We start from the raw sequence: 11,446 nt of genomic DNA on the forward strand, positions 1-11,446 counted from the left end.
AGCTGGTGTGACAGGCGTACGATCCACACAAGGGATCGTGCTATAGCAGTCGGACAGCCCTTAACCTTGCGGCTTGATCAGGCTCTTGACCCTTTGGGCGAAAACATCGAGCTGGAAGGGCTTGGTCATCACGTGCATGCCATGCTCCAGATGGCCGTGGTTCAACACCGCATTCTCCGCATAGCCGGTGATGAACAGCACTTCCAGATCCGGCCGGTTGGTGCGCGCGGCATCCGCCAGCTGTCGGCCATTCATGCCTCCGGGCAAGCCGACATCAGTGATCAACAGGCTGATTTGTCTATTGGAATTGAGCAGACGCAGAGCAGACGGCGCGTCTTCCGCTTCGATGACGGAGTAGCCCAAATCCTGAAGCTCCTCGACAGCAAGCATTCTGACGAGAGGCTCGTCATCCACCACCAGGATCGTCTCGTCACCATCCGCCCGCGGCGCATCGATGCTGGCCTCCGCTTCCGGATCGGCCGTATCGATGGAGCCGGAATAGCGCGGCAGATAGATGCAAATCATCGTGCCTTTGCCGAGTTCGGAATAGATGCGCGCTGCACCGCCCGATTGACCGGCAAAACCATAGACCATGGAGAGGCCGAGCCCCGTGCCCTGACCGATCGGTTTGGTGGTGAAGAACGGATCGAAGGCGCGTTCGATAATGTCCTGCGACATGCCCGTTCCCGTATCGGAAACGCAAAGAGACACGTACTGTCCCGGCTCCAGCCCGCGCATCCGGGCCGCGCGCTCGTCCATCCAGCGATTTCCGGTTTCGATCGTCAGCTTGCCGCCATTCGGCATGGCATCGCGCGCATTGATGCAGAGATTGAGAAGTGCATTTTCGAGCTGGCTGGTATCGACGAATGTCGGCCAGAGACCTGCCGCCCCCACCGTCTCTACCTTGATTTCCGGCCCGACGCTGCGGATCAACAAATCCAGCATGCTATCGACCAGCGTGTTGATGTTGAGCGGTTTCGGATCAAGCGTCTGGCGGCGCGAGAAGGCGAGCAATCGTTGGGTCAGTGCGGAGGCCCGCTTGGTGGCGCCCATGGCACCATTGATATAGCGTGACAGGTCCCCAACCCGACCCTGCGCAAGCCGGGTGTTCATCATCTCCAGGCTGCCACTGATGCCGGCCAGGATGTTATTGAAATCATGGGCCAATCCGCCGGTCAGCTGGCCGACGGCTTCCATCTTCTGGGCTTGGCGCAGAGCTTCTTCCGCCACCATCAGCTCGGCGGTGCGCTCTTCGACCTGCTGCTCCAAAGTGACGTTCAGCTTCTCCAGCGCGAGCTCCGCCCGTCTGCGCGCGGTAATATCCTGAAAAAGAACGGCGACCTGGCGCCGCTCCTGCGGCTCGATGCGAACGGCCGCAAGCTCGAGATAGCGGCCTGTGGCCACCAGTTCCTGCTGAAAACGAATGGGCTCCCCTGTTTTGAGAACCGCACCATAGCGCGCGATCCAGGCATCGGCCTCGTCCGGCACCATCTCGCGCAGCTTCTGGCCAACCACATTCGGGATCCCTGCGTGACGGGCATAGGCATCGTTTGCCTGGATGTGCACATAGTCGCTGTCCGGCCCATGCGGCCCATCCATAAACTCGATGATACAGAAGCCCTCATCAATGGCATCGAAGAGGCCTTTGTAGAGGTCTTCGCTTTCGCGCCTCGCCCGTTCGGAGAGCGTGCGTTCCGTGACGTCCGAGCCTTCGACGAAAATGGCGCAGACGTCTCCGTTCTCATCTCGGATCGGCTGATAAAGGAAGTCGAGATAGCATTCTCTGCCGGGTCCACCCTCTTCCGTCTGAATGACGAAAAGCGCGCCGAGAGCCTTATAGGGTGTGCCGGTCCGGTAAACATCATCGAGAATGTTGACAAAGCCTTGCGCAGCCGCGTCAGGAAGCGCTTCGGCCACCGTTCGCCCTAGAATATCGTGCCGTCCAACAAGGTTCAGATAGCTTGGATTGGCAAGCTCGAAGCGGTGGTCTGGTCCGCGCAAAAGCGCAATGAAGGTCGGCGCCTGCTCGAAAAGCTGGGTCAGAATCGGACCGATATTGCCGGTATCGCTAGTCACAGTCATAGCCATTACGGAGTCGTTGTTGCGGGCATGATCAGGTTCGGTGGCACAATCAGAGCGTCTTTGCCGCTGATCATGGCATCCAGATATTCGAGCGCGTTCTGTAAGCCATTGACCGTATAGGGTTTTTCAATGGCGCCGACAGCGCCGGCAAAATCCGGCGGGATGCGTTTCACATTGCCGCTGACAAACACGTAAGGGATGTCTTTGCTGGCAAGAAACCGCCCGACATCCACGCCGGTCGGACCGTCAAGAAGATGAATATCAACAAAGGCGAAGTCCGCACTTTCCTTCTCGATCAAGGTCATGGCCGACGCGCTATCGGCTGCGACACCGATGACGGTATGTCCGGCGGCCTCGACTTCGCTTTCCAGTTCAAGCGCCAGGAGTGCCTCATCCTCCACGATGATAATGCGCAAATTCATGATTCCTTTTCATGTCCCACCAGCAGCGTCACGCTGACGATCGTCTGCCGACCATTTTGTTCTCGTTTGATTTCCGCACTGACTTGGCGTGCGCATGTTTCCAGCAACATCTGACTGAAACGCTGTTCTTCCTCATCGACCTCGACCGGATCGGTCGTATCGGCCACCTGAATGAGGAAATGCCCGTTCAGCCTCTTCACCGTCACCTTGATGTCGCCGCCACTATCACCCAGCCCGCGCCTGACTGCATCGCCCACCAACTCGTTGACGATGAGCGACAGAGGCGATGCTTTGTCTGCGGGCACATAGACCGGGGATAGATCCAGCATGACATTGATATCGGTGCGCTTCAGCTGGCTTGTCAGATTGACGACGAGATCTTCGGCGAAATCGGCAACATCGAAGCGAGCGATATTGTCGAACGTGAACAGCTTGCGATGAACGGTGCTGAGGGCCTCGATGCGGTTCAGCACCGATTTCAGCGTCGCGCTCGCCGTCTCGTTCTCCGTCATCCGCTCCTGAAGCTTCACGATAGACGCCATGGTCATCAGGTTGTTCTTGACGCGGTGATCGACCTCGTGGACCAGCATGGTCTTTGCGTCGAGCGCATCGCGAAGATCCTTGGTGCGGCGGCTGACTTCTTCTTCGGCAAGGTTACGGGCTTCGGCGAGCTCTGCTTCCTTGTCCTTGATCCGGGTGAAATCGAGCTGCGAGGCGAAATAGTAGATCACCTCTCCCTTATCATCCCAGACAGGGCTAACGAAGAGAGCATTCCAGAACTGCGTTCCGTCTTTTCGATAGTTCAATATGTCGACGGAGACCGAGGTTTGCGCACTGATGGCGTCGCGGATTTTGGCGACCGCCTGTGGATCGGTCCTCTCGCCCTGGAGAAGACGACAGTTTCGGCCGATCAACTCATCGCTGCTATAGCCTGTGAGGTCATTGAAGGCCTTGTTGCAGAAGATGATCGGATTGTCGTCCTGCTTCGGATTGGTGATGATCATCGGCATGCGGGTTGCCTTGAACGCTGCCGCAAAAGGGTCTTCCGATGCATGATCGGCAAGCAAACGCTCACCGGCTCTACGCGCTTCCAGAGGCAGCAAATAATCGACCATGAATTTTTCCGCACTTCACCCCATGCGTAATCCGCTTGCGGCAGGAAAGTTCCCGGCTGAAGATTATTTTCACCGCCTCGTCATGTGCTCGTTGGACGACGGAATTTTGCGTGGAGGCGCGCTGCTAATACGCAGTGTCGCCTCCACATTGTCTTTCTCTCAAAAGACTCTGCGCAGCTTGGCATCGATGGAGTGCCTGTTGCCGCCTCTGACCGCAAAGAACAGAAAAATCGCCGACCACAGGATGGACTTCTCTGCCCCGCCGAGCCCTTCCGACTTGACGATCCAATGGAAATAGACCGTCACCATCAAGACGATGAAGGCGGCGAAAGCCGCAGGACGCGTGAGGAGCCCGACTGCGACAAGAATGCCGCCAAAAAATTCCGTTGCCGCCAGTAGCGGCGACCAGAAGACGCCGGGATAGAAACCCAGGCTTTCCACCATGCCGACGGCGCCGAAGGGATTGGTGATCTTGCCGAAGCCATGCGTGACGAGAAGCACGCCGGCAACGACACGCAGAACCGTTTCCACAAGTTCATAGGTGCCGTTATAGACCGGCGCGACAGCCGGGACGATCAATCGTTCACGAGAAAGCTCATTATGTGGCACAAGAATACTCCGTTGATTGCAATTCCTGACCATCTGCAACAAGCTGCCGTTCGCGCAAGTTGCGCTCGTTCAAAACATGACAAACTAAGTAATATTTCCGTGAGTTTATATGAGGACGGCTGAGATGGAAGGCACTGTAAAACCCCGCGTTTCGATCACCTACTGCACACAGTGCAACTGGCTGCTACGTTCTGCTTGGATGGCGCAAGAGCTGCTCAACACCTTCTCGGACAGTCTCGCAGAGGTCGCACTCGTTCCGGCCACAGGTGGCCGCTTTGAAATCACCGTGGATGGGGCACTGTTGTGGGAGCGCAAACGCGATGGCGGTTTTCCGGGCCCCAAGGAGTTGAAACAGCGCCTGCGCGACATGATCGACCCGGACCGGGATCTCGGCCATCTCGACCGGCAGAAGAATGAGGGGCTGGATACGTAATACTACAAGCAAGCCGGCTGGCCGCTATCAGGAATCAGCGCATGGACGGTGCATCGTCGACGGCCCAATATTTGATTGATCGACTGACATTCCAGTATCCAACTCAGGCCCAGCAACGATGTTTTCTGATGAAAAAACAAGGATCGTCACAAAACTTCAAAATCCCTGTTGACACCAGCCGCCTGCCCCCGTACATGGCTCCTCGTCGCCCAGATGGCGGAATTGGTAGACGCGCCAGCTTCAGGTGCTGGTACTCGCAAGGGTGTGGAGGTTCGAGTCCTCTTCTGGGCACCATTCCTTATTTGATCCTAGCCAGATCAATCACTTAGCTAAAAAATCGATATTGTGATCTCCCCTTAGGGGGCGATACTTTTAGCTTTAGGATTGTCGATCCCACTCACGAATTGGGTGTCGATGAGCGCCGTGTAAGGCAGCGGCTATTCCCAGCCAGGCAAGCTTCTACACATTGATTAATGACTCGGTTTTTCCTGCGAAACTTCTGTTTCAACAAAAGGGGACGCCGTTTTTTGAGTGGAGTGCGTGCGGCGTCCAAACGCCAAAGTCAGCAGATGTGTTCAGCAAACGCGGGCTGAACGAAGAACACCCTGAAGCGAGCCATGCTGGCATACGCGATTTTAGTTCTGCGCGTGCTCTTCACATGAGGGAGAGCAGGACAGAACGCTTCGTGAGGTCTGGCGATAGACCCTGACCGTGTTACCCTCATCGATCGACACCAGAACACGTTCATCGACGATTGCGTTTCCCTCGGCATCCAGAAGCACAAGATTGGTGGTGCCGAAACTGCGTCCGGTCAGCACGATCGTCGTCGCATCGGCAACGGTCGCATCTGCGACCTTCGAATTACCGACAATGACTTTGCTCACGGCGCGGTCAAGTTTCAACACACGGGCCTGGTTCATCGAGACGCGGAGCATCTCATCATCCGCAGAGAGCGCAAAAGCAGGCGCAAAACCTAGGATCACTGCAGCAATTGCAAATCTTTTGATGGTGGAAGACAGCATGAGCGGAACAGACCTTTGGTTATGCTTGGCGCATTTCATCCTCACCACCATGAACGGGAATGGTGAATGAAGACTTAAACAGCGCTCCAAAATGAGAAAGTGCCGCTTGATCAAATACAATCCAACATGGCTGCAGCCTGTCGCATAACCGCACAATACCAGCCATGTTGCGATGAATTTCAGGCAAGATAGGCTCGCTCTATCCTATACTCTCCAGGCGTTCTCTCCATCGATCGTATTTTATCTTTTAATCTTTGGCTTTGTTTACCACACGTTCGACATTACTCATTTAACGTTACGTTAAGCCCGTTTTTTAAACGCTTGGCAATCGAGATTTTGTAGGTTTGCCTCAACCGAACAACGAGAAACAGTTGTCGGCGTGCTGACCAACAACGAATTAGGAGAATCCGCATGACCAATATTTTCGCTCGGTTCCTCAAGGACGAGTCCGGCGCCACTGCCATTGAGTATGGCCTGATCGCGGCTCTGATCTCTGTCGCGATTATCACTGGAGCGACGACGCTGGGGTCCAAGCTGAGTACTCAGTTCACCAATATCTCTTCGTATCTTAACCAGGCCGCGAAGTCTTAATCCTACCTGGAAGACACACTAATCGAAGACGTTTCTGCTACTAGAGCAGCGGAGACCTTAATATTACTGGCGAGAGCAAATGGTAGTATCCGTTGTTTTTCTGTTGCTGCCATTTTGCCTCGCCTTTGCTGCGTTCACCGATCTTTTCACGATGAAGATCCCAAACCGCATCTCAATCATTTTGTCTTGCTCATTTCTCATCGTAGCGCCTCTCTCTGGAATGACCGTTGGAGCTGTTGGCTTGGGGTTGCTGGCAGCAATAGCAGTCTTCAGCGGATGCTTCGCATTGTTCGCACTAAACGTCATGGGAGGCGGTGACGCGAAGCTGCTCACAGCCTCGGCCCTCTGGTTCGGCCTCAATTCATCGCTAACTTTATTCTTGATTTCAGTGACGCTTGTTGGGGGAGTACTGACCCTCGCTATTCTGTTCTTGCGATCAAGATCTGAGGACATCGTTGCGACCGGCATCCCAATTCCGGATTCCCTGTTGGTCGCCCAAAAGGTGCCCTATGGTATCGCAATTGCCATCGCGGGTTTATTAACCTATCCCGAAGCACCGATCGTACAGGCCGCCATGCGCGCCGTTCTCTGATAACCCGCTGAAAATCCCATTTAAACTTGCTAATACAGCACATTAATTTCTGATTAACCCAAAACAATCACTTCTTATTAACCATAATTACACGAATGGCAGGCCATCTTCTGGGTAGAGATTCTACTCCAAAGGCCCAGCATGAAGTCCTCACGTGTCGTTATCCTCTCCGTTGCCGTTGTGGCTGCTGGTCTTGCGGGCCTGCTGGCCATGCAGATTTCTGCGCCACAAGCGGTTGTGGAGAAGGCAGAAGCCATTATCCAGAAAGAGCCGACCGTCAGCGTTCTGGTCTCGGCCGTTAATTTGCCCGTGGGTAGCAGGCTCGACGCAAGTTCCGTGCGCTGGGCGCGATGGCCGCAAGGCAGCGTCAATGACAGTTATGTCACCGAGGAAAAACGGCCTGATGCGATCGCCGAACTGACCGGAGCGATCGTTCGCCTCCCGCTTTTCGAAGGCGAGCCGCTTCGTTCCGAAAAGGTCGTCGATTCCAGCACCCGCATCATGTCGTCGCTTTTGCCCGCCGGAAAGCGGGCTGTTTCCACCGAAATATCGGTTGCCACCGGTGCCGGCGGCTTCGTTCTTCCCAATGACCGCGTCGACGTCATCATGGTGCGCAAAAATGAGGGCGGCGGCTTCTTGACCGAAAACGTCCTCAACAATGTCCGCGTTCTGGCGATCGACCAGCAGATCAAGGAAGGGCCTGACGGTACGCCGTCCGTCATTGGTGCCACCGCAACCCTGGAGCTGACGCCTGAGCAGGCAAAGATCATCACCGTCGCACACCAGATGGCAGACCGTCTGACCTTGTCGCTCCGCTCCGTTGCGGATGTGCAGGATAGCGACACAGCATCTGCAGATTATCTACTCAGCGGCGCATCCGGCAGACCGGCGATCCAAATCATCAAGTCGGGCTCGATCGTGCGAGAAAATGAGGGAGCCGCACAATGAGCAAGACAAACTCGATCCTACATGGCCTGAAGGCGACGCTCATTGGGGGCATCGCCTTCAGCATAGGCTTTGCAGGCGTTCCTGGTGCATCCCACTTTGGGATCGGCACCATGGAAGCGCTGGCTCAGGGCGCCAGCATTCTTCGGATCTCTGAAAGTGGCACGGGCGTGCGCAAGCGCGTGAAGCTTGGTCTGAACAAGGCCCTCGTCGTGGATCTGCCGCAGGATGCCCATGATATTCTTGTTGCCGATCCGAGCATGGCAGATGCGGTAACCCGCACGTCGCGGCGTATCTATCTCTTCGGCAAGTCGGTCGGGCAGACCAACATCTTTATCTTCGGTGCCCATGGCGAAGAGATCGTCAGCCTTGATCTTGAGGTCGAGCGCGATATCACCGGTCTTGAGGCCAATCTGCGCCGCTTCATTCCGGATTCGGATATCCGGGTTGAGATCGTATCGGACAACATTGTTCTTTCGGGCAGCGTCCGCACCCCTCAGGATTCCGCACGCGCAGTGCAACTTGCCACAGCCTTCCTCCAGGGGGGTGAAGCAACGACCCGCAACATCACGGCGACCAGCGAAAGCAACGGGGATGGTGCCGTGGCGATCTTTGCGGAAAACCGCCAGAAGTCGTCTATCGTCAATATGCTGACGATCGAAGGCGAAGATCAGGTGACCTTGAAGGTGACAGTCGCCGAAGTCAGTCGCCAGGTTCTCAAGCAGCTTGGCTTCAACGGTTCCATCAGCGGCTCGGGCTCGGACTTCGGTGGAGCGGTCTCGTTCTCCAATCCAGCCAACCTTGGTAACGCGCTGGCGATCGGGGGCTCCGGCAATATCGGAGGCGCCATCGGCAAGGTCGCTCTGTCCAGCTATTTCAACGCCATGGAGCAGGCAGGCGTCATGCGCACGCTCGCCGAACCGAGCCTGACTGCGATTTCCGGCGAACAGGCAAAGTTCTATGTCGGCGGCGACTTCCGTCTTGCAGGCGTCCAGAACGTCACTTTCGACGACAATAATGTGCCGACGGTAACGCGCCAGACCGATACGGTGGAATATGGCATCGAGTTGAATTTCCGGCCAGTCGTGCTGTCTCCTGGCCGCATCAGCCTGAAAATCGAGACAAACGTGTCCGAGCCGACCTATGAAGGCAACGTCGTCTCAGGCAACGGCAACACGAGCCGCGTTCCTGGCAGCACCTATCTGTCGATCCGCAAACGCGAAGCATCAACAAGTGTTGAGTTGCCCTCGGGTGGCTCGATCGTGATTGCCGGTCTGGTGCAGGACAATGTCCGCCAGGCTATGTCAGGCCTCCCAGGTGCGTCCAAGGTCCCAATTCTCGGCACGCTGTTCCGCAGCAAGGATTTCATTCGCAACGAGACCGAACTCGTCATCATCGCCACGCCCTATCTCGTTCGGCCCGTGGCACGTAATCAGATCGCACGACCGGATGACAACTTCAGCCCGGAAAACGACTCAGCGACGTTTTTCATGAACCGGGTGAACAAGGTCTACGGCAACAACAGGCAGCAGGTTCAGGCACAGCCATATCAGGGCTCGGTAGGATTTATCTACAAATGACGAAAACGCACCCTATAACGAATTCTGTTTCTTATCTGCGCCTCTCTAACCTCGTCTGCGTGCTCGCTGCGGTCGCTGCCCTGCAGGGATGTGCCCGCGACCCACAGACGACGGGCGCCATTCCAGACGACTATCGCACGCGCCACCCGATCACCCTGTCCGAAGCGCAGCACTCTCTGGATATTCCAGTCTCTCCGGCAGACAACAGGCTGCCCGGGGCTATGGCCGAAAATGTGAAGGGCTTCGTCCAGAACTATGTGGCGAGTTCCACGAGCATCGTTCAAATGCAGGTGCCCACGGGCTCGGCCAATGCAGCGTCCGCGTCCATCATCAAGCGTCAAATCCGATCGATCCTGACATCTTCCGGCATTCCAGCAGGCAAGATTGCGGAGGTTCCTTATGGTGCTTCGCCCTACGGCGATGCGGCGCCCATACGGCTTTCCTATGTCGCCGTCACCGCCATGACGGGTCAGTGCGGCCAGTGGCCCGAAGACTTGAACAGCAACACCTCGTCCAACAAGAATTGGTACAATTTCGGCTGCGCTTCCCAGAACAATCTGGCGGCACAGATCGCCAACCCCATGGATCTCGTCGGCCCCCGCGGCATGAGCCCGATCGACGCTGAACGGCGATCGGTCGTACTCGGCAAGTATCGCGCCGGTAAGAACACAGCCACCACGAACGACTAAGACGCGCCTCCCAGCTTGAGCGACAGGATCTGATATGAACCCGGTGAACTACGATATTCGGCACAATAACGCAGATGTGCCAGTCGCCGAAGAGACGCTCCGCCCGGGCGAGCTGGAGAGTGTGCGTCCTTTGCCACGCATCTCGATCCACGCCTTCTGTGAAAGCGAGGCTATGCAGCGGACAATGGAGCGGCTGGCAGCCGACCGGCGGATGAACAAGGTCAGCATGCGAGTGACCAATGGCGAGATCGAAGCGGCTGCGAGAACGTTTTCGTCCACGGCTACACCCAATCTCGTCATCCTCGAAACCCATCGCGATCCATCGACGCTTCTGACCGATCTCGCACCACTGGCGGAGGTGTGCGATCCATCGACGCGCGTCATCATCATCGGGCGTCACAACGATATCGCGCTCTACCGCGACCTGATGCGCAACGGCATTTCCGAGTACCTCGTTGCACCGATCAAAGCGTCGGACCTGATGGCGTCAATCTCTGCAATCTTCGTCGATCCTGAGGCTGAGCCGCTTGGGCGGAGCATCGCCTTCATCGGTGCCAAGGGCGGTGTCGGCTCTTCCACTATCGCGCATAATTGTGCCTTCGGAATATCGAGCCTGTTTTCGACAGAAACAATTCTTGCAGACCTGGATCTGCCCTTCGGCACGGTCAATATCGACTTCGATCAGGACCCTGCACAGGGAATAGCCGAGGCAGTCTTCGCGCCGGATCGGCTTGACGAGGTTTTTCTTGATCGCCTGCTGACCAAATGTTCCGAAAACCTGTCCATTCTGGCCGCGCCATCGCTTCTCGACCGTGCATATGATTTCGACAGAGCGGCCTTCCAGCCGCTTTTGGAACTCCTGCAACGCAGCGCACCGGTTGCGGTGCTGGACGTACCACATATCTGGTCGGACTGGACGCAGGCCGTTTTGGCAGAGGTCGATGAGGTGGTCATCACCGCAGTTCCGGACCTGGCAAATCTAAGAAACACCAAGAACCTTCTCGATGCATTGAAGAAGCTGCGACCGAACGACAAGGCGCCGCATTTGGTTCTGAACCAGGTGGGTATGGCGAAGCGTCCTGAGATCGATCCTACCGACTTCTTCGAGCCGCTGGAAATAGAGCCGCTTGCCATCATCCCCTTCGATGTTCAGCTCTTCGGTGCTGCCTCTAACAGCGGGCGCATGATCAGTGAGATAGACGCCAAATCGCCGGTTGCGGAAACCTTCTCCCAGCTTTCGCACGTGCTTACGGGCCGATCGTCGGCCCGCAAAGCGAAACGACCGGGGCTCGGCAAGTTCATGGAAATCCTGAAACGCAAATAAAACGTGGATTGGTCCACGAGACGACAGACCGGAAGACAAGAG

General features: G+C 56.3%; 12 protein-coding genes and 1 tRNA gene. 8 read left to right on the top strand and 5 right to left on the bottom strand.

Annotated elements, in window-relative coordinates; translation table 11 throughout:
• Nucleotides 1-60: 60 nt before the first annotated feature.
• The 4 genes from ACTJK5_RS12240 to ACTJK5_RS12255 all read right to left on the bottom strand — a co-directional run bounded on the left by ACTJK5_RS12240 (nucleotide 61) and on the right by ACTJK5_RS12255 (nucleotide 4,228).
• Nucleotides 61-2,088, bottom strand: coding sequence for a PAS domain-containing protein (locus tag ACTJK5_RS12240; RefSeq protein WP_440612514.1), 2,028 nt, complete (start codon nucleotides 2,086-2,088; stop codon nucleotides 61-63).
• Entirely contained in the window at nucleotides 2,088-2,498 is a 411-nt protein-coding gene (locus ACTJK5_RS12245) for a response regulator (RefSeq protein WP_062427327.1), read from the bottom strand. The genes ACTJK5_RS12240 and ACTJK5_RS12245 overlap by 1 nt, the downstream gene beginning before the upstream one ends.
• Nucleotides 2,499-2,500: 2 nt before the next feature.
• Complete coding sequence (locus tag ACTJK5_RS12250; protein ID WP_440612515.1) at nucleotides 2,501-3,619, bottom strand: PAS domain-containing protein; 1,119 nt, start codon at nucleotides 3,617-3,619, stop codon at nucleotides 2,501-2,503.
• Nucleotides 3,620-3,778: 159 nt separating this feature from the next.
• Nucleotides 3,779-4,228: a DoxX family protein gene (locus tag ACTJK5_RS12255; protein ID WP_440612516.1), complete on the bottom strand. Its 450-nt coding sequence runs from the start codon at nucleotides 4,226-4,228 to the stop codon at nucleotides 3,779-3,781.
• Nucleotides 4,229-4,352: 124 nt separating this feature from the next.
• Between ACTJK5_RS12255 and ACTJK5_RS12260 the strand changes: the two genes are divergently transcribed.
• Together ACTJK5_RS12260 and ACTJK5_RS12265 are read left to right on the top strand one after the other, a co-directional pair.
• Nucleotides 4,353-4,661: a SelT/SelW/SelH family protein gene (locus tag ACTJK5_RS12260; RefSeq protein WP_312806739.1), complete on the top strand. Its 309-nt coding sequence runs from the start codon at nucleotides 4,353-4,355 to the stop codon at nucleotides 4,659-4,661.
• Nucleotides 4,662-4,868: 207 nt separating this feature from the next.
• Nucleotides 4,869-4,955 (top strand) — tRNA-Leu (locus ACTJK5_RS12265).
• Nucleotides 4,956-5,296: 341 nt separating this feature from the next.
• On the opposite strand, the gene ACTJK5_RS12270 is transcribed toward ACTJK5_RS12265, so the two are convergent.
• The gene (locus tag ACTJK5_RS12270) at nucleotides 5,297-5,596 is read right to left on the bottom strand and encodes a pilus assembly protein N-terminal domain-containing protein (RefSeq protein WP_440612606.1); all 300 of its coding nucleotides are present in this window, start codon (nucleotides 5,594-5,596) and stop codon (nucleotides 5,297-5,299) included.
• Between the two features lie 498 nt (nucleotides 5,597-6,094).
• Here ACTJK5_RS12270 and ACTJK5_RS12275 point away from each other — a divergent pair, with 498 nt between their 5' ends.
• The 6 genes from ACTJK5_RS12275 to ACTJK5_RS12300 all read left to right on the top strand — a co-directional run bounded on the left by ACTJK5_RS12275 (nucleotide 6,095) and on the right by ACTJK5_RS12300 (nucleotide 11,404).
• Nucleotides 6,095-6,274, top strand: a complete 180-nt coding sequence (locus ACTJK5_RS12275; protein ID WP_427928192.1) for a Flp family type IVb pilin — start codon at nucleotides 6,095-6,097, stop codon at nucleotides 6,272-6,274.
• Nucleotides 6,275-6,353: 79 nt separating this feature from the next.
• Nucleotides 6,354-6,866 carry an A24 family peptidase gene (locus tag ACTJK5_RS12280; protein WP_440612517.1) on the top strand — a complete coding sequence of 171 codons (513 nt, stop codon included), beginning with the start codon at nucleotides 6,354-6,356 and terminating at the stop codon, nucleotides 6,864-6,866.
• Nucleotides 6,867-7,007: 141 nt separating this feature from the next.
• Nucleotides 7,008-7,814 carry a Flp pilus assembly protein CpaB gene (cpaB, locus tag ACTJK5_RS12285; RefSeq protein WP_113178828.1) on the top strand — a complete coding sequence of 269 codons (807 nt, stop codon included), beginning with the start codon at nucleotides 7,008-7,010 and terminating at the stop codon, nucleotides 7,812-7,814.
• Complete coding sequence (locus ACTJK5_RS12290; RefSeq protein WP_440612518.1) at nucleotides 7,811-9,391, top strand: type II and III secretion system protein family protein; 1,581 nt, start codon at nucleotides 7,811-7,813, stop codon at nucleotides 9,389-9,391. The genes cpaB and ACTJK5_RS12290 overlap by 4 nt, the downstream gene beginning before the upstream one ends.
• Nucleotides 9,388-10,080: a CpaD family pilus assembly protein gene (locus tag ACTJK5_RS12295; protein ID WP_112358212.1), complete on the top strand. Its 693-nt coding sequence runs from the start codon at nucleotides 9,388-9,390 to the stop codon at nucleotides 10,078-10,080. Before ACTJK5_RS12290 ends, ACTJK5_RS12295 begins: the two co-directional genes overlap by 4 nt.
• 34 nt (nucleotides 10,081-10,114) lie before the next feature.
• On the top strand, nucleotides 10,115-11,404 hold the full coding sequence (locus ACTJK5_RS12300) for an AAA family ATPase (RefSeq protein WP_162741785.1): 1,290 nt from the start codon (nucleotides 10,115-10,117) through the stop codon (nucleotides 11,402-11,404).
• The last annotated feature ends 42 nt before the right edge of the window (nucleotides 11,405-11,446 follow it).

The organism is Agrobacterium sp. 22094 (assembly GCF_052046015.1).
Taxonomy (GTDB): domain Bacteria; phylum Pseudomonadota; class Alphaproteobacteria; order Rhizobiales; family Rhizobiaceae; genus Agrobacterium; species Agrobacterium cavarae.

Bases quoted from the DNA above. Each gene is read 5' to 3' on its own strand.
- ACTJK5_RS12275 (WP_427928192.1), top strand. From the start codon at position 6,095: ATGACCAATATTTTCGCTCGGTTCCTCAAGGACGAGTCCGGCGCCACT.
- ACTJK5_RS12260 (WP_312806739.1), top strand. From the start codon at position 4,353: ATGGAAGGCACTGTAAAACCCCGCGTTTCGATCACCTACTGCACACAG.
- ACTJK5_RS12240 (WP_440612514.1), bottom strand. From the start codon at position 2,088: ATGGCTATGACTGTGACTAGCGATACCGGCAATATCGGTCCGATTCTG.
- ACTJK5_RS12300 (WP_162741785.1), top strand. From the start codon at position 10,115: ATGAACCCGGTGAACTACGATATTCGGCACAATAACGCAGATGTGCCA.
- ACTJK5_RS12250 (WP_440612515.1), bottom strand. From the start codon at position 3,619: ATGGTCGATTATTTGCTGCCTCTGGAAGCGCGTAGAGCCGGTGAGCGT.
- ACTJK5_RS12270 (WP_440612606.1), bottom strand. From the start codon at position 5,596: ATGCTCCGCGTCTCGATGAACCAGGCCCGTGTGTTGAAACTTGACCGC.
- ACTJK5_RS12295 (WP_112358212.1), top strand. From the start codon at position 9,388: ATGACGAAAACGCACCCTATAACGAATTCTGTTTCTTATCTGCGCCTC.
- cpaB (WP_113178828.1), top strand. From the start codon at position 7,008: ATGAAGTCCTCACGTGTCGTTATCCTCTCCGTTGCCGTTGTGGCTGCT.
- ACTJK5_RS12280 (WP_440612517.1), top strand. From the start codon at position 6,354: ATGGTAGTATCCGTTGTTTTTCTGTTGCTGCCATTTTGCCTCGCCTTT.
- ACTJK5_RS12290 (WP_440612518.1), top strand. From the start codon at position 7,811: ATGAGCAAGACAAACTCGATCCTACATGGCCTGAAGGCGACGCTCATT.